Source organism: Pseudomonas fontis (assembly GCF_028656955.1).
Taxonomy (GTDB): domain Bacteria; phylum Pseudomonadota; class Gammaproteobacteria; order Pseudomonadales; family Pseudomonadaceae; genus Aquipseudomonas; species Aquipseudomonas fontis.
On the sequence record NZ_JAMDGY010000039.1, the window covers coordinates 1 to 17026 of the forward strand.

General features: G+C 62.0%; 20 protein-coding genes. 15 read left to right on the plus strand and 5 right to left on the minus strand.

What is annotated here, in order from left to right:
- The first annotated feature begins 725 nt into the window (after nt 1-725).
- The 6 genes from M5G11_RS14875 to M5G11_RS14900 all read left to right on the plus strand — a co-directional run bounded on the left by M5G11_RS14875 (nt 726) and on the right by M5G11_RS14900 (nt 5455).
- On the plus strand, nt 726-1076 hold the full coding sequence (locus tag M5G11_RS14875; RefSeq protein ID WP_273913378.1) for a hypothetical protein: 351 nt from the start codon (nt 726-728) through the stop codon (nt 1074-1076).
- A 191-nt stretch (nt 1077-1267) separates the two neighbouring features.
- The gene (locus M5G11_RS14880) at nt 1268-2050 is read left to right on the plus strand and encodes a transporter substrate-binding domain-containing protein (protein ID WP_273913379.1); all 783 of its coding nucleotides are present in this window, start codon (nt 1268-1270) and stop codon (nt 2048-2050) included.
- Nucleotides 2051-2121: 71 nt separating this feature from the next.
- Complete coding sequence (locus tag M5G11_RS14885; protein ID WP_273913380.1) at nt 2122-2850, plus strand: ABC transporter permease; 729 nt, start codon at nt 2122-2124, stop codon at nt 2848-2850.
- Entirely contained in the window at nt 2847-3557 is a 711-nt protein-coding gene (locus M5G11_RS14890; protein WP_273913381.1) for an ABC transporter permease, read from the plus strand. Before M5G11_RS14885 ends, M5G11_RS14890 begins: the two co-directional genes overlap by 4 nt.
- Nucleotides 3558-3564: 7 nt before the next feature.
- Complete coding sequence (locus M5G11_RS14895) at nt 3565-4680, plus strand: succinylglutamate desuccinylase/aspartoacylase family protein (RefSeq protein ID WP_273913382.1); 1116 nt, start codon at nt 3565-3567, stop codon at nt 4678-4680.
- A gap of 10 nt (nt 4681-4690) precedes the next feature.
- Nucleotides 4691-5455, plus strand: a complete 765-nt coding sequence (locus M5G11_RS14900) for an ABC transporter ATP-binding protein (RefSeq protein ID WP_273913383.1) — start codon at nt 4691-4693, stop codon at nt 5453-5455.
- A 3-nt stretch (nt 5456-5458) separates the two neighbouring features.
- Here M5G11_RS14900 and M5G11_RS14905 read toward each other — a convergent pair whose 3' ends face one another.
- Nucleotides 5459-5686 (minus strand): hypothetical protein, encoded by a 228-nt coding sequence (locus M5G11_RS14905; RefSeq protein WP_273913384.1) that lies wholly within the window; start codon nt 5684-5686, stop codon nt 5459-5461.
- Between the two features lie 112 nt (nt 5687-5798).
- Nucleotides 5799-6365, minus strand: coding sequence for a dCTP deaminase (dcd, locus tag M5G11_RS14910; protein WP_273913385.1), 567 nt, complete (start codon nt 6363-6365; stop codon nt 5799-5801).
- Between the two features lie 350 nt (nt 6366-6715).
- Here dcd and M5G11_RS14915 point away from each other — a divergent pair, with 350 nt between their 5' ends.
- Complete coding sequence (locus tag M5G11_RS14915) at nt 6716-6925, plus strand: cold-shock protein (protein WP_010221054.1); 210 nt, start codon at nt 6716-6718, stop codon at nt 6923-6925.
- A 177-nt stretch (nt 6926-7102) separates the two neighbouring features.
- On the opposite strand, the gene apbC is transcribed toward M5G11_RS14915, so the two are convergent.
- Nucleotides 7103-8197: an iron-sulfur cluster carrier protein ApbC gene (gene apbC / locus M5G11_RS14920; RefSeq protein ID WP_273913386.1), complete on the minus strand. Its 1095-nt coding sequence runs from the start codon at nt 8195-8197 to the stop codon at nt 7103-7105.
- A 154-nt stretch (nt 8198-8351) separates the two neighbouring features.
- On the opposite strand from apbC, the gene metG reads away from it, so the two are divergent.
- The 7 genes from metG (at nt 8352) to M5G11_RS14955 (ending at nt 14086) form a co-directional block, all read left to right on the plus strand.
- The gene (gene metG, locus M5G11_RS14925) at nt 8352-10391 is read left to right on the plus strand and encodes a methionine--tRNA ligase (protein ID WP_273913387.1); all 2040 of its coding nucleotides are present in this window, start codon (nt 8352-8354) and stop codon (nt 10389-10391) included.
- A gap of 92 nt (nt 10392-10483) precedes the next feature.
- On the plus strand, nt 10484-11065 hold the full coding sequence (locus M5G11_RS14930) for an Rnf-Nqr domain containing protein (protein ID WP_273913388.1): 582 nt from the start codon (nt 10484-10486) through the stop codon (nt 11063-11065).
- The gene (locus M5G11_RS14935; protein WP_273913389.1) at nt 11062-12048 is read left to right on the plus strand and encodes an RnfABCDGE type electron transport complex subunit D; all 987 of its coding nucleotides are present in this window, start codon (nt 11062-11064) and stop codon (nt 12046-12048) included. The genes M5G11_RS14930 and M5G11_RS14935 overlap by 4 nt, the downstream gene beginning before the upstream one ends.
- Entirely contained in the window at nt 12045-12647 is a 603-nt protein-coding gene (locus M5G11_RS14940; protein WP_273913390.1) for an RnfABCDGE type electron transport complex subunit G, read from the plus strand. The genes M5G11_RS14935 and M5G11_RS14940 overlap by 4 nt, the downstream gene beginning before the upstream one ends.
- Nucleotides 12640-13158, plus strand: a complete 519-nt coding sequence (locus tag M5G11_RS14945; protein ID WP_273913391.1) for an Rnf-Nqr domain containing protein — start codon at nt 12640-12642, stop codon at nt 13156-13158. The genes M5G11_RS14940 and M5G11_RS14945 overlap by 8 nt, the downstream gene beginning before the upstream one ends.
- Nucleotides 13159-13162: 4 nt before the next feature.
- Entirely contained in the window at nt 13163-13801 is a 639-nt protein-coding gene (gene nth / locus M5G11_RS14950; RefSeq protein WP_273913392.1) for an endonuclease III, read from the plus strand.
- A gap of 105 nt (nt 13802-13906) precedes the next feature.
- Entirely contained in the window at nt 13907-14086 is a 180-nt protein-coding gene (locus M5G11_RS14955; protein WP_273913393.1) for a PA3496 family putative envelope integrity protein, read from the plus strand.
- A 60-nt stretch (nt 14087-14146) separates the two neighbouring features.
- Here M5G11_RS14955 and M5G11_RS14960 read toward each other — a convergent pair whose 3' ends face one another.
- Nucleotides 14147-14773, minus strand: a complete 627-nt coding sequence (locus M5G11_RS14960; RefSeq protein ID WP_273913394.1) for a response regulator transcription factor — start codon at nt 14771-14773, stop codon at nt 14147-14149.
- Between the two features lie 330 nt (nt 14774-15103).
- On the opposite strand from M5G11_RS14960, the gene M5G11_RS14965 reads away from it, so the two are divergent.
- The gene (locus M5G11_RS14965; RefSeq protein WP_273913395.1) at nt 15104-15604 is read left to right on the plus strand and encodes a hypothetical protein; all 501 of its coding nucleotides are present in this window, start codon (nt 15104-15106) and stop codon (nt 15602-15604) included.
- A 114-nt stretch (nt 15605-15718) separates the two neighbouring features.
- Here the strand turns inward: M5G11_RS14965 and M5G11_RS14970 are convergent, their stop codons facing one another.
- A complete protein-coding gene (locus M5G11_RS14970) occupies nt 15719-16936 on the minus strand; it encodes an argininosuccinate synthase (RefSeq protein ID WP_273913396.1) in 1218 nt (405 codons plus the stop codon).
- Nucleotides 16937-17026: the final 90 nt, after the last annotated feature.

Below are 17026 nucleotides of genomic sequence, written 5' to 3' on the forward strand. Positions count from 1 at the left end.
GGCAAGACGGTATCTACAACGTTCAAGACAGCGTACTCTTGACCTTGATCGGAGCCCCCACATGGTTTGTGCCAGTCAACTTCCGGTCCTACGACCTATCCTACGCGGTCTGTCGCAGCCAGCTGATTGCCAGGGAAACACTTGCGTACTAGCCTCGCTCAGTCACCGAACACATCGCTGATCGGGTTTGGCGACTCGGCATAGCTTGGTTAATCCCCGTGGCTCACGCTTTATGGCGGCTGTGCGTGGGAGGGTTTCGACCCTGCCGGCCTCCTGGTACCGGTTCGCCAACCTGCGCATAGCTGCCACCCATTCGTTTGGCGACGAGCACCCAGCAATAGGTGACCGCGGTGTTGCAGGGGCTTGAAGGTGGGTCTCATGTAGCCGCTGCCGTAAGGCTGCGCTCGCCTGCATAGCAGGCGCCGCCTTTGGGAGCCCTGCGGTCTCCAGCGCAGCCTGTCGGCAGCGGCTACAAAGTTCAAGCAAGAGCGAAGCGAATTGTGCTGTTGATCTTGATCTACCGGCCCCGTTTCCAGAGGCTGAACGGCGCCGGAGCGTAGGGCCGAATGGGGGCCAGACCTTTGGTTGCTTTGGGCCGGGCCGGCACACCGGCGTTTGCCAAAGTGGCCCCCATCCAGAAAAGCTTCCGCCTTACACCAACCCCACCCCGTCGCATAGCGTGGCCCGACACCCACCCCGAGGGTGCCACCCACAAGGAAGCGACCATGACCAGCGAACCCTACACCCATATCAACCTCGAACTCACCTGGCCGGAAACCCTGGAAATCCCCAAGGGCACCAAGGCCTACGCCACCCTCTGGGTGGGCAACGAAGCCACTTTCTACCGCGACCTGCTCGATGCCGACGCCTCGGCCCCGGTAACCGCCAGCCCGACCACCCTGGAGGTGGCCTTCGACCCTGCCCACCTGCACCCGGATGCCGCCGACACCACTTGGGGCTACCTGCACGCCACGGCCTACCTGGTGAGCAATGGAAAGCGCATCACCCGCAGCCGCCTGCACAAACGCCGCGTTGGCGACAATGACACCTGGAAAATAGAGCTGTCCGCGCTGTAACCCCGCACGCACGTGCCCCGACCGAACCCGGTGCGGGGCACCCCTCCAGCAGCACCTTCAACCACCTTTACACACGCCATCCCCCGTCCCCCCTACAGAGTGGTGTGAAATTTGCTATCACTGTGATGTCTGGCATTGACCGGTAACGGCCTTGTGCCAACCCAACATTTCTCGGTTCTAAGGACGACACAATGAAAAAAGCATGGCTGACGCTTTCCGCACTCGCACTGTGTCTGGCAGCAGGCAATAGCCTGGCCAAGGAATACAAGGAGCTGCGTTTTGGCGTCGATCCGTCATACGCACCGTTCGAGTCCAAGGCCGCCGACGGCAGCCTGGTGGGCTTCGACATCGACCTGGGCAACGCCATCTGCATGGAGCTGAAGGTCAAGTGCAAGTGGGTTGAGAGCGACTTCGACGGCATGATCCCGGGCCTCAAGGCGAACAAGTTCGATGGCGTGATCTCGTCCATGACCGTGACCCCAGCCCGCGAGAAAGTCATCGACTTCTCCAGCGAGCTGTTCTCCGGCCCGACCGCCCTGGTGTTCAAAAAAGGTGCAACCCTGACGGCCGACCCTGCCTCGCTCAAGGGCAAAACCGTCGGCTACGAGCAAGGCACCATCCAGGAAGCCTACGCCAAAGCCGTGCTGGACAAGGCCGGGGTCAAGACCCAGGCCTACCAGAACCAGGACCAGGTCTACGCCGACCTCACCTCCGGGCGTCTCGATGCCTCGATCCAGGACATGCTGCAAGCCGAACTGGGCTTCCTCAAGTCGCCACAAGGCGCCGACTATGAAGTCAGCAAGCCGGTAGACAGCGAACTGCTACCGTCCAAGACCGCCGTCGGTATCAAACAAGGTAACACCGAGCTCAAGGCGCTACTGGACAAGGGTATCAAAGCGTTACACGACGACGGCACCTACGCCAAAATCCAGCAAAAGCACTTCGGCGACCTGAACCTCTACAGCGGTAAATAAGAAAACGCCCCAAAACGGCGCCCCTTGCCTGCAAGGGGCGCCTCTTTTTAGACCGGCACAAGGTTCGCTCCATGTTCGACGACCTGCTGCAGCACCTGGGGCTCTCGGCATTCAGCTTGAGGGGCTTCGGCCCGCTGCTGTTGCAAGGCACCTGGATGACCATCAAATTATCCTTCATGTCGCTGTTGGTGGCGGTGGGCCTGGGCCTGCTCGGCGCCAGCGCCAAACTCTCCTCGGTGCGCATGCTGCGGGTGCCCGCCCAGGCCTATACCACGCTGATTCGCGGGGTCCCGGACCTGGTGCTGATGCTGCTGATTTTCTACAGCCTGCAAACCTGGCTGACCAGCCTCACCGACTACTTCGAATGGGAATACATCGAGATCAACCCGTTCGCCGCCGGGGTGATCACCCTGGGCTTCATCTACGGCGCCTATTTCACCGAGACCTTCCGCGGCGCCATCCTCGCCGTGCCGCGCGGCCAGGTTGAAGCTGCCACCGCCTACGGGCTCAAGCGCTTCCAGCGGTTCCGCTTCGTGGTCTTCCCGCAAATGATGCGCTTTGCCCTGCCGGGCATCGGCAACAACTGGATGGTGATGCTCAAGGCCACCGCGCTGGTCTCGATCATCGGCCTGGCCGACCTGGTCAAGGCCGCCCAGGACGCTGGCAAGAGTTCCTACCAACTGTTCTATTTCCTGGTGGTGGCCGCGTTCATCTACCTGCTGATCACCAGCGCCTCGAACATGGTCCTGCGCTGGCTGGAACGGCGCTATAACGTGGGTACCCGGGAGGCCATCCGATGATCGAATTGCTACAGGAATACTGGCGCGCCTTCCTCTACACCGACGGCACGCACATCACCGGCCTGGCTATGACCATGTGGCTGTTGAGCGCATCGCTGCTGATCGGCTTTTTGGTGTCGATCCCGCTGTCGATCGCCCGGGTCTCGCGGCGCTTCTGGGTGCGCTGGCCCGTGCAGTTCTACACCTACCTGTTCCGCGGCACGCCGCTATATATCCAGTTGCTGATCTGCTACACCGGCATCTACAGCCTGCAAGCCGTGCGCGACCAACCGCTGCTCGACAGCTTCTTTCGCGACGCGATGAACTGCACCATCCTCGCCTTCGCCCTGAACACCTGCGCCTACACCACCGAGATCTTCGCCGGGGCCATACGCAGCATGAACCATGGCGAAGTCGAAGCCGCCAAGGCCTACGGCCTGCGGGGCTGGAAACTTTATGCTTATATCATCATGCCGTCGGCGCTACGGCGCTCGTTGCCGTTCTACAGCAACGAGGTAATCCTGATGCTGCATTCGACCACGGTGGCCTTCACCGCCACCGTGCCGGACATCCTCAAGGTTGCCCGTGACGCCAACTCGGCGACATTTCTCACGTTCCAGTCGTTCGGCATCGCCGCACTGATCTACCTGTGCGTGACCTTCACCCTGGTCGGTCTGTTCCGCCTTGCCGAGCGACGCTGGCTGGCCTTCCTCGGCCCTGCTCACTAGGACTGTTATGTATCATTCGACTCACGACATTCTGGCGCCCGTCCCAGGCATTGCCCGCCAGATCCACAGCTTCCACTTCGGCCCCCGCGGGAAGGGCAAGGTGTACATCCAGGCGTCACTGCACGCCGACGAACTGCCCGGCATGCTGGTGGCCTGGCACCTCAAGCAGCGCCTGGCCGAGCTGGAGGGCCAGGGCAAGCTGCAACGCGAGATCGTCCTGGTGCCCATCGCCAACCCGGTGGGCCTGGAACAGGTGTTGATGGACGTGCCGCTGGGCCGCTACGAGCTGCAAAGCGGGGAGAACTTCAACCGCCACTTCGTCGACCTCAGCGACGTCATCGGCGACCAGATCGAGGCACACCTGAACCAGGACCCGGCGCACAACGTCGAGCTGATTCGCGAAAGCCTGCGCCGCGCCCTCGACGCCCAGCCCGCCTCGACCCCGCTGCGCGCCCAGCGCCTGACCCTGCAACGCCTGGCCTGCGACGCCGAGATGGTGCTGGACCTGCACTGCGACTTCGAAGCCGTGGAACACCTGTACACCACCCCGGAAGCCTGGCCGCAGGTTGAACCGCTGGCTCGCTACCTCGGCACCCAGGCCAGCTTGCTGGCGACCGATTCCGGTGGGCAGTCGTTCGACGAGTGCTTCACCCTGGTCTGGTGGCAACTGCAACAGCGCTTCGGCAAACAGTTCCCGATCCCCCAGGGCAGCTTCTCGGTCACCGTCGAGCTGCGTGGCCAGGGCGATGTCAGCCACCCGCTGGCCACCCAGGACTGCGAGGCGATCCTCAATTACCTGACCCACTACGGTGCCATCGAAGGCCGCCCCGCGCCCTTGCCGGCACTGCCCTACCCGGCCACGCCGCTGGCGGCGGTGGAGCCGGTGGCCACGCCACTGGGCGGCCTACTGGTGTTCCACGCCACGCCCGGCCAGTACCTGGAAGCCGGGACTCTGATCGCCGAAGTGATCGACCCGCTCTGCGACCGGGTCACCCCGGTGCGCAATACCCAACCCGGGCTGATGTATGCCCGTTCGCTGCGGCGCATGGCCACGGCCGGCATGGTCATCGCCCACGTGGCGGGCAACCAGGCCTACCGCAGCGGCTACCTGTTATCGCCATGAGGGCCTGTGCATGTACAAACTGACCATCGAAGACCTGCACAAGCGCTATGGCGATCACCATGTGCTCAAGGGCGTCTCGCTCAAGGCCAAGACCGGCGACGTGATCAGCCTGATCGGCGCCAGCGGCTCGGGCAAGAGCACCTTCCTGCGCTGCATCAACTTCCTCGAACAGCCCAACGACGGCAGCATGACCCTGGACGGCCAGCCGATAAAGATGGTCCACGACCATCACGGCATGCACGTCGCCGATGCCGACGAGTTGCAGCGCATTCGTACGCGCCTGGCCATGGTGTTCCAGCACTTCAACCTGTGGAGCCACCTGAGCGTGCTGGAGAACATCAGCATGGCGCCGCGCCGCGTGCTGGGCGTGAGCAAGCATGAAGCCGAGGAACGCGCCCGCGCCTACCTGGACAAGGTCGGCCTGGCCCCGCGCGTAGCCGATCAATACCCGGCGTTTCTCTCCGGCGGCCAGCAGCAACGGGTGGCCATCGCCCGGGCCTTGGCGATGGAGCCGGAAGTCATGCTGTTCGACGAACCGACCTCGGCGCTCGACCCGGAACTGGTCGGCGAGGTGCTGCGGGTGATCCAGGGCCTGGCCGAGGAAGGCCGGACGATGATCATGGTGACCCACGAAATGAGCTTTGCCCGTCAGGTATCAAGCCAGGTGCTGTTCCTGCACCAAGGGCTGGTCGAAGAGCAAGGGGTACCCGCCGATGTGCTCGGAAATCCGAAAAGCGAGCGGCTGCGCCAGTTCCTCAGCGGCAACCTCAAGTAGCTTTCAAGCCACAGGCGCAGGCGGTGGCTCATCCGGCAAGGTCGGCTCGCCAGGTTCCATGGGTTGGCTTTCGCCGGGTTGCGGGGTGTCGGGGGTGTCCGGGTCGGGTTGACCGGGCACGCCGCCTGCGTGGGCCACAGGCGGGTGCGCCAACAGCGTCCACGCCAGCAGCCCGACTTGGTTGGGCTGCAGCACGGCCAGCTTGGCGCTGATTTTCGGATCGAGTTTCATCGGCGGCTCCTGAGTGAAGTCCGGCGCGCTTCAATGCGCGCCGGGACGGTTCATCTCGTTGGAGTGCCAGGCGCCGGAGGAATTCCCCCGGTTCGTCGCCTCAACTGCTCACTCAGGCGCGTGGCAGGGTGACGCCGCGCTGGCCCTGGTATTTGCCGCCACGGTCCTTATAGGACACTTCGCACTCTTCGTCAGACTCCAGGAACAGCATCTGCGCCACGCCTTCGTTGGCGTAGATTTTCGCCGGCAGCGTGGTGGTGTTGGAGAACTCCAGGGTCACGTGGCCTTCCCACTCCGGTTCCAGCGGGGTGACGTTGACGATGATGCCGCAGCGCGCGTAGGTGCTCTTGCCCAGGCAGATGGTCAGCACATTGCGTGGAATACGGAAGTATTCGACGGTGCGCGCCAGGGCGAAGGAGTTTGGCGGGATGATGCAGACGTCGCTTTTCACGTCGACAAAGCTGCCGGCGTCGAAGTTTTTCGGATCGACGGTGGCCGAATTGATGTTGGTGAACACCTTGAATTCATCGGCGCAGCGCACGTCGTAGCCATAGCTGGAGACGCCGAAGGAGATCAGCCGGTTGTCGCTTTCGCCACGTACCTGACGCTCGACGAAAGGCTCGATCATGCCGTGTTCCTGCGCCATGCGGCGAATCCACTTGTCCGATTTGATGCTCATGGCGGGTGTCCTGAGGTTGCGAGGTGAAGAAATTCTGATGCGCATCTTACCGGGCCCGGCGCCGGGTTCAAAGTTCCATGCGGTATCAGCGGTCGGATCCCCGTTTCCCGGGGCCTGCGGCGGGGGGCGGATTGCCGTCAGTCCTGAATTTGGAGAAAGCTGAACAAGACCATTGGCACGTTATGGAAAAAGGGTTAAGGTGGCGCCACTGTGCTGCACGTGTCACTGAGAATCTCTACCTGATGCAAGATTTCGATCAACCCATCTTCATGAATTTTCTGCCTCTTTGCACTCAGTCTCGGTCAGGGCATTTCCTGATCGGTTTTTAACTTTGTCCAAGGAGACAGACCATGTCCAATCGCCAAACCGGTACCGTTAAGTGGTTCAACGATGAAAAAGGCTTCGGCTTCATCACCCCACAATCCGGTGACGACCTGTTCGTACACTTCAAAGCCATCAAAGCTGACGGCTTCAAAAGCCTGAAAGAAGGCCAAGCGGTCTCTTTCATCGCTACCCGCGGTCAGAAAGGCATGCAAGCTGAAGAAGTAGAAGTTATCTAACTTCCGCTTTATCGCTTGAAAAAAGCCCCGCCCTTACAGGTGGGGCTTTTTTTATGCCCTTGGAAAAGCATCGGAACAACTGCCTTGCACAACGTTGTAGCCGCTGCCGTCAGGCTGCGCTGGAGCCCGTGAGGGGTTCCAACGGCGGCGCGCAGCCTGACGATCGATAGCGTCGGCTCAGTCTTCGCTGATGGTAATGCTCGGCATTGCCGGCGTTGCCGCCTCTTGCAGCACGATCCGCGCGCCCACATGCCGCGCCAGCTCCTGGTAAACCATGGCAATCTGGCTTTCCGGTTCGGCAATCGCGGTTGGCTTGCCGCTGTCGGCCTGCTCGCGAATCAACATCGACAACGGCAATGACGCCAGCAGCTCCACGCCATACTGCGTGGCCAGCTTCTCGCCGCCGCCTTCACCGAACAGGTGCTCGGCATGCCCACAGTTCGAGCAGATGTGCACCGCCATGTTCTCGACCACACCGAGCACCGGGATGTTGACCTTGCGGAACATCTCCACGCCCTTCTTGGCATCCAGCAGCGCCAGGTCCTGCGGCGTGGTGACGATCACCGAGCCGGCCACCGGCACTTTTTGCGCCAGGGTCAGCTGGATATCACCGGTGCCTGGCGGCATGTCGATCACCAGGTAGTCGAGGTCGTCCCAGGCGGTCTGGGTCACCAATTGCAGCAGCGCGCCGGAGACCATCGGGCCACGCCAGACCATCGGCGTGTTGTCGTCGGTGAGGAAGGCCATGGACATGACCTCCACGCCATGGGCCTGCAACGGCACGAACCACTTCTGGTCCTTGATCTTCGGCCGGGTGCCTTCGGCAATGCCGAACATCACGCCCTGGCTCGGGCCGTAGATATCGGCATCGAGGATACCCACCCGCGCGCCCTCACGGGCCAGGGCCAGGGCCAGGTTGGCAGCGGTGGTCGATTTGCCCACCCCACCCTTGCCCGAGGCCACGGCCACGATGTTCTTCACGTTCGCCAGGCCCGGGATCTGCGCCTGGGCCTTGTGCGCGGCAATCACGCAGGTGATCTCGACGCGGGCCGACGCCACGCCCTCAAGGCCTTCCACGGCGGTCTGCAAGACCTGCGCCCAGCCGTTCTTGAACAACCCGGCGGCATAACCCAATTGCAGGCGAACAGTGACCTGGTCGCCCTGGATATCGATGGCCTGGACACAGCCGGCGCTGACCGGGTCCTGGTTCAGGTAGGGGTCGGTGTATTGACGAAGGACGGTTTCAACCGCTGCGCGAGTGACGGCGCTCATGGAGACTCCCGATATAAGGCTTAACAAAACAGTCCGCTATGCTAACCCGCGCGGCCATCGCAGTTGCGTCCATGGGGTGAAATATATTTCCCGGCGCTTTATAGTGGCCGATCATCTTTTTCAAACCATGTAGCCGAAAAGTAGCCGAGCCCCCATGTCCGAGCCACGCCAGATTCTTGTCACCAGTGCCCTGCCCTATGCCAATGGTTCTATTCACCTGGGTCATATGCTTGAGTACATCCAGACAGACATGTGGGTGCGCTTCCAGAAGCATATGGGCAACCAGTGCACCTATGTCTGCGCCGACGACGCCCACGGCTCGGCCATCATGCTGCGCGCCGAAAAGGAAGGGATCACCCCTGAGCAGCTGATTGCTGCCGTGCAGGCTGAACACGCCGGCGACTTCGCCGACTTCCTGGTCGACTTCGACAACTTCCACTCGACCCACGCCGAAGAAAACCGCGAGCTGTCGAGCCAGATCTACCTGAAGCTGCGTGACGCCGGGCACATTGCCAACCGTTCGATCACCCAGTACTTCGACCCGGACAAGAAAATGTTCCTGGCCGACCGTTTCATCAAAGGCACCTGCCCGAAATGCGCGGCCGATGACCAGTACGGCGACAACTGCGAGAAGTGCGGCGCCACCTACGCCCCGACCGAGCTGAAGAACCCGAAATCGGCGATCTCCGGCGCCACGCCGGTGCTCAAGGATTCCCAGCACTTCTTCTTCAAGCTGCCGGACTTCCAGGCCATGCTGCAAGCATGGACCCGCAGTGGCACGCTGCAAGACGCCGTGGCCAACAAGATCGCCGAATGGCTGGATGCCGGCCTGCAAGAGTGGGACATCTCCCGCGATGCGCCGTACTTCGGCTTCGAGATCCCGGATGAGCCAGGCAAATACTTCTACGTCTGGCTGGACGCGCCGATCGGCTACATGGCCAGCTTCAAGAACCTTTGCGCACGCCGCCCCGAGCTGGACTTCGACGCCTACTGGAACAAGGATTCCAAGGCCGAGCTGTACCACTTCATCGGCAAGGACATCGTCAACTTCCACGCGCTGTTCTGGCCTGCCATGCTCGAAGGCGCCGGCTACCGCAAGCCGACCGCGATCAACGTGCACGGCTACCTGACCGTCAACGGCCAGAAGATGTCCAAGTCCCGTGGCACCTTCATCAAGGCGCGCACCTACCTTGACCACCTGTCGCCGGAATACCTGCGCTACTACTACGCCTCCAAGCTGGGCCGTGGCGTCGACGACCTGGACCTGAACCTGGAAGACTTCGTACAGAAGGTCAACTCTGACCTGGTTGGCAAGGTGGTGAACATTGCCAGCCGTTGCGCCGGCTTCATCCACAAAGGCAACGCCGGCGTGATGGTGGCCGGTGATGCCGCCCCGGAACTGACCGAGGCCTTCCTCGCCGCCGCGCCAAGCATCGCCGATGCCTATGAGGCCCGCGACTTTGCCCGTGCCATGCGCGAAATCATGGCCCTGGCCGACCGGGCCAACGCCTGGATCGCCGACAAGGCGCCGTGGTCGCTGGCCAAGCAGGAAGGCAAACAGGATGAAGTCCAGGCCATCTGTGCCCAGGGCGTCAACCTGTTCCGCCAGTTGGTGATCTTCCTCAAGCCGGTGCTGCCGCTGCTGGCCGCCGATGCCGAGGCGTTCCTGAACGTCGCGCCGCTGACCTGGCAAGACCACCAGACCCGCCTGGAAAACCACCAGCTGAACCCGTTCAAGGCGCTGATGACACGTATCGAGCCAGCCAAGGTCCAGGCCATGAGCGATGCCTCCAAGGAAGACCTGGCCGCCACCCAGACCAGCGTGCAGACCGGCAACGGCGAACTGGCCAAGGACCCGCTGTCGCCAGAGATCGAGTTCGACGCCTTCGCGGCGGTGGACCTGCGCGTCGCGCTGATCCTCAAGGCCGAAGCCGTTGAGGGCGCCGACAAGCTGCTGCGCCTGACCCTGGATATCGGCGACGAGCAACGCAACGTGTTCTCCGGCATCAAGTCGGCGTACCCGGACCCGTCCAAGCTTGAAGGTCGCCTGACCATGATGATCGCCAACCTGAAGCCACGCAAAATGCGCTTCGGGCTGTCGGAAGGCATGGTCATGGCCGCCGGCCCTGGCGGTGAAGAGATCTACCTGCTGAGCCCGGACAGCGGCGCCAAGCCAGGCCAGCGCATCAAGTAAGCCCCCAACGCCCCGAACGGAAACGCTCGGGGCGTTCTCATTGCGTCGTCCTTGCCGGATAATGGCGCACAGCCTTTACCTTCGGCGCCGCCATGACCGAACTCATCCTCGTGCTGATCAGTGCCGCCCTGGCCAACAACCTTGTCCTGCACCAGGCCCTGGCCATCGACCCTGCGCTGCAACCGGCCGATGCAGCGGCGCGACCGCGTGTGCATGCGCTCGGGCTGGCAACCTTGCTGCTGATCGTGCTGACCGTGGTACCGGGCCAACTGCTGGTCGAGTACGGCCTGCGCCCGCTTCAACTCGACAGCTTGCGCCTGTTCGTCTTTTTGCCGCTGTGCGTGCTGCTCATCAATCCCGTCCTGGGCCTGCTCCAGCGCCAACTGCCGAACTGGCCGTTCAGCGGGCTCAAGCCCTTGTTGCTGGGCAATGCGGCGCTGCTCGGGCTGTGCCTACAGATCAACAACGCAACGCCTGGCCCCCTGACCACCCTCGCCGTGTGCCTGGGCAGCGGGCTGGGTTTCTGGCTGGTGCTGGGCCTGCTTGATGACCTGCACCAACGCACGGAGCACGATGCCATCCCCCTGCCCTTTCGTGGCCTGCCCATCACCCTGATCGGGGCCGGGATCATGGCCATGGGGTTTCTCGGCCTCAATGGACTGTTCGGCTCATGAGCGCGACTGACACCGCCCCCAACGAACGCCTGCGCAGCGCCCTGCAATGGGTGCTGCTGGCCTGTGTGCCGGGTGTTCTGGTGCTGCTGTGGCTGCACGGCTGGGGCACGCTGTTCAACCTGCTGCTCAGCGCTGGCGCCGCCCTGGCCACCGAGGCCGCACTGCTCAAGCTGCAGCAGCGCCCGCTCGCGGTCGAGCTGGGGGATGGCAGCGCGCTGGTCAGCGCGACTTTGCTCGCCCTGGCGCTGCCGGCCTATGCGCCGTGGTGGTTGCCGGTGGTCGCGGCGGTCAGCGCCATCGCCTTCGGCAAGCAGCTGTACGGCGGCATCGGCAAGAACCCGTTCAACCCGGCCATGCTTGGCTACGCCGTGGTGCTGATTGCGTTCCCGACCTACATGACCCACTGGCCAGCCCCTCAGCCCCTGGGGTTGGGTGACAGCCTGCAGGCCGTGTTCGGCAACGCCGTCCAACCTGATGCCTGGTCCCAGGCCACGGTGCTCGATACCCTGCGCAACAACCGCAGCCTGACCATCGACGAACTGTTCGCCGGGCACCCGGCCTTCGGCAGCCTTGCCGGGCGCGGCAGCGAATGGGCCAGCCTGGGCTTCCTGCTCGGCGGGCTGCTGCTGATCCAGCGCAAGATCATCAGCTGGCACGCGCCGGTAGGCATGCTCGCCAGCCTATTGGTGATCAGCCTGCTGTGCTGGAACGGTTCGGGCTCGGACTCCCACGGCTCGCCCCTGCTGCACCTGTTGGCAGGCTCGACGATGCTCGCGGCGTTTTTCATCATTACCGAGCCGGTCAGCGGACCGAAAAGCCCCCTGGCACGGCTGATGTTCGGTGTGGGCGTTGGGGTGCTGGTGTACTTGATCCGCATCTGGGGCAAGTACCCGGACGGCACGGCATTCGCGGTGCTGCTGATGAACCTCTGCGTGCCTGCGCTTGAGCGCTGGGCCGAGCGTCGACAGGCGGTCGCGCCATGAACCGTACGTTGCTGGTCGGCCTGCTGACAGCCCTGACCCTGGGTGCCACCCTGGCCTGGCAACACGCCACTGCGCCGCGTATTGCCCAGGCGCAGGCGCAATTGCAGGCGCGTACCTGGTTGAGCGTCCTGCCGACCAGCCGCTATGACAATCAGCCGCTGCAACAGCCACTGGCGCTGCCGCAACCCGCGCTCGAACACAGCCGCCTGCTCGCCGCCTACCGCGCGACCTTGCAAGGGCGTACCAGCGCAGTGGTGCTGCACAGCCAGACGCAAGGCTATGAGGGCCCCATTCAACTGTTGATCGCCATTGACCGGGCGGGCCGAGTCATGGCGACCAAGGTCCTGGAGCAGCATGAAACGCCCGGCCTGGGCGACAAGATCGCCGCCCCGGACAGCCCGTGGCTGGGAGCCTTCACCGGCCTCAGCCAGGGCAACACGCCAGCACAGGCCTGGGGCCTCAAGCGCGACAACGGCCAGTTCGATCAACTGGCGGGCGCCAGCGTGACCTCGCGCGCGGTGATCCACGCGGTGCAGGACGCCCTGCGCTACTTCGACAGCCAGGCGCCGCAATGGCTGGCAGGGGAACCTGATGAATAAACCGACATTGGCCGCCCTGAGCCTGGCCCCGCTGCTGGGTGCCAGCCAGACGCTGGTACAGGCTGCCAGCATCGCTTCGCTCACCCTCGTGCTGGTCATCCTGCACCGGGCCTGCATGACGCCCCTGCGGGCACGACTGACGGGTATCGCCGGGGAGTGCGCCAGCCTGCTGATCGCCGCCGCCCTGGTCACCTGTGCCAACCTCGCCCTGCTGGCCTGGGCATTGCCGTTGCACCAGACACTGGGTATTTACCCCGAGCTGATCGCCGTACAATGCCTGCTTTTCGAGTACAGCCTGGGCCGCACGGCCGGCTGGCGACCCGCACTGACCGTGCTGGTCGGCTTTGCCGCCCTGCACATTGCCCTGGGCGCCTGCCGCGAGCTATTGGCCAGCGGTGTGCGCCTAGCGGGCCTGATGCCTGGCGCCTTGCTGCTCCTGGGCCTGGTATTGGCCCTGATCAACCTAGCCCGCAACAGACGGGCCGCCTCTCGCCGTGAAGGAAACCCGTGACCCCATGAATGCCGCCAAACGCCTGGAAATCTTCCGCAGGCTGCACGAAGACAACCCCGACCCGAAGACCGAACTGGCCTACACCACGCCGTTCGAGCTGTTGATCGCCGTCATTTTGTCTGCCCAGGCCACCGACGTGGGCGTGAACAAGGCCACCGCCAAGCTGTACCCGGTGGCCAATACCCCGGAAGCGATTTTCGCGCTGGGCGTGGAAGGCCTGTCGGCCTACATCAAGACCATCGGCCTCTACAACAGCAAGGCCAAGAACGTCATCGAGACCTGCCGCCTGCTGGTCGAACTGCACAACAGTGAAGTTCCGCAGACCCGCGAAGCGCTGGAGGCCCTGCCGGGTGTTGGCCGCAAAACCGCCAATGTGGTGCTCAATACCGCATTTCGGCAACTGGCCATGGCGGTGGACACGCATATTTTCCGCGTCAGCAACCGCACCGGCATTGCACCCGGTAAAACCGTACTGGAGGTTGAGAAGAACCTGCTCAAGTTCATTCCCAAGGCGTATTTGCTGGATGCGCACCACTGGTTGATCCTGCACGGTCGCTATGTTTGCCAGGCGCGCAAACCGCGTTGCGGAAGTTGCCGCATCGAAGACCTGTGCGATTACAAGCAGAAAACCTCGGACGATTGAGGTAATAGTGAAATAACACGGGAGTCGATTGAAAAAATCTTTTTTACCCGGTCAAAGAATCTCGCTATAAGGTCGGCCAATGGCTCTCTTGCCTTGGAGTGACGAATGAGCACCGATAAAGAAGACCTGGCGATTGATGAAGACCTCGCCGACACGGATGACTCCGAAACGGAACCGCGCGTGGAACCCGCAAAAACCAACCTGAGCAAGCGTCGCACCATCGATAACATGCTTGAAGAACGACGCCTGCAAAAGCGCCTGGCGGACTTCGACTACGACCTGTAGCGCACGCCTCAGCCCCTTGCTCAAAGCCTCCTTGACGGAGGCTTTGTTGTTTTTGCCCCGTCACACCAGGCCGTTGCGCTGGGCCAACTCGATCAGGTCGACCAGCGAACGCGCATTGAGCTTCAACAACAGGCGCGTCTTGTAGGTACTCACCGTCTTGTTGCTGAGGAACATGCCATCGGCAATCTCCTTGTTGCTCTTGCCCCGGGCCAACTGCTGCAAGACCATCATCTCGCGGCCGGACAGGCGCTCGACCATCTCCATCTCGGTGCCGCCACCGACGTTGGAGCGCACCGAGTGCAAGGCCTGGTTGGGGAAGTAGCTGTAGCCGGAAAGTACCGCCTTGATCGCACTGAGCAATTCGGTGAGGTCTTGCTGCTTGCACACGTAGCCAGCAGCCCCCGCCTGCATGCAGCGCATGGAGAAATGCCCTGGCGCCTGCGAGGTCAGTACCAGGATCTTGATAAGCACACCATTGGCGCTCAACCGTGCGATAACTTCCAGGCCATCGAGCTTGGGGATCCCGATATCGAGAATGACGATATCGGGCAGATATTCCCGTGTCAGTTGCAGGGCGTCCACGCCGTTGTCCGTCTCCGCGATGACCTCGTAGCCATGTCGCTCCATCAACATGCGTACAGCCAGGCGAATGACCGGATGATCATCCACGATCAGCACTTTATTCATGGGCAAAGTCCAATTTTCGCTGTTCTAGTTTTTGAGCCCGCACAATAGCCTAGTCATTCCACCTAATGCAGTGCGCCACTCCCGCACAGTTGCACTGAAAGACCAAGGCTACGCAACGGCAGGAAGTTTCCTACAAAAAACCCCTATGAATATTTCAAAATAATTGTTTAAAAAGCGCCATTCGCTTAATTCAACTGCACAATTTCCACTGCACGATCCATCGCCCAGTTAACTTTCATTGATCCCGGCAGCATAGTATTTTTATCCAACAGGGCTCTCACGCCATGAAGCCTTTGAATACATCGCTCGCACTGAGCAGCAGGCACTCGAATGAGCAACGCTGAACCGAAAAGCCCACTGACCATCATTGCCATCTTTGCCGGCATCATCGAGGCCTCTGCGCTGGCCTCGTTGCCTTTCCTGGGTGAAGACAGCCAAGGCATCTACACCTGGTTCCTGGTCGGTTTCCCGCCCTTTCTGACACTGCTGTTTTTCCTGACACTGAACTTCAATAGCCGCAGTTTGTATGGCTACGATCCGCATGAAGGCGATGTCTATGGCGTGCCGGAAGATTCAGCGCCTGTGCGCGAACAGTTGCGCCCTACGCTTGGGTATTCGCCGGAAAGTTCAGCGCGCGATGACAGAAGTGGCACTCAGGAGCTTTCCCCTTCGACCATCACGCACAGTGGCAGCTATGCCCGCTCGCTCATTGGCCAACTGACAAAGCTGATAATGGCCAACGAAATAAAGCCGGGGCACCTGATACTTCTGGACCTCGACGCCGGCACCGAAACAACCATCTCTTCGCGCGCCGTCAGTACCAAGAAATAAGTAACGGTCTTTCTACAGGCATAAAAAAACCCTGCACGTGCCAGGCACTTGCAGGGTTTATCGGTTTGCCGCGAACCCACCGCGCTGATCGCGTGGTGGGCAGCAGAAACACGCTCAGACCAGCTTGCGGCCCTTGTTGGCAGCAATCCGCATACGCAGGGCGTTGAGCTTGATGAAGCCCGCCGCGTCGGCCTGGTTGTAAGCACCGCCGTCTTCTTCGAAGGTGGCGATGTTGGCATCGAACAGCGAGTCGTCAGACTGACGGCCGGTGACGATGACGTTGCCCTTGTACAGCTTCAGGCGCACCACACCGTTCACGTTGACCTGGGAGGCGTCGATCATCTGTTGCAGCATCAGACGCTCAGGGCTCCACCAGTAGCCGGTGTAGATCAGGCTGGCGTACTTGACCATCAGCTCATCCTTGAGGTGAGCGACTTCGCGGTCCAGGGTGATCGATTCGATCGCCCGGTGGGCGCGCAGCATGATGGTGCCGCCTGGGGTCTCGTAGCAGCCACGGGACTTCATGCCGACGTAGCGGTTCTCGACGATGTCCAGACGACCGATGCCGTTCTCGCCGCCGATGCGGTTGAGGGTGGCCAGTACGGTAGCCGGCGACATTTCAACGCCGTCCAGCGCAACGATGTCGCCGTTGCGGTAGGTCAGTTCGAGGTAGGTCGCGACATCAGGGGCGTTTTCTGGCGACTTGGTCCAGCGCCACATGTCTTCTTCGTGCTCGGTCCAGGTATCCTCCAGCACGCCGCCTTCATAGGAGATGTGCAGCAGGTTGGCGTCCATCGAGTACGGCGACTTCTTCTTGCCGTGGCGCTCGATCGGGATCGCGTGCTTCTCGGCGTAGTCCATCAGCTTCTCGCGGGACAAAAGGTCCCACTCACGCCATGGTGCAATGACCTTCACGCCCGGCTTGAGTGCGTAGGCACCCAGCTCGAAACGGACCTGGTCGTTGCCCTTGCCGGTCGCGCCATGGGAAATGGCGTCAGCGCCGGTTTCGTTGGCGATTTCGATCAGGCGCTTGGCGATCAGCGGACGGGCGATGGAAGTACCCAGCAGGTACTCGCCTTCGTAGACAGTGTTGGCGCGGAACATCGGGAACACGAAGTCGCGGACGAACTCTTCTCGCAGGTCATCGATGTAGATCTCTTTCACGCCCATGGCCTGCGCCTTGGCGCGGGCCGGTTCGACCTCTTCGCCCTGACCCAGGTCGGCGGTGAATGTCACCACTTCACAGTTGTAGGTGTCCTGCAGCCACTTGAGAATCACCGAAGTATCAAGGCCGCCGGAATACGCCAGTACGACCTTTTTTACGTCCGCCATGCCATCACTCCACGGGGTTGTACGGAAAGCCGGTGATTCTACCGGCCTTGCCGCAAAAATTACAGTGGGGCGACAGCTTGTGACGACAAA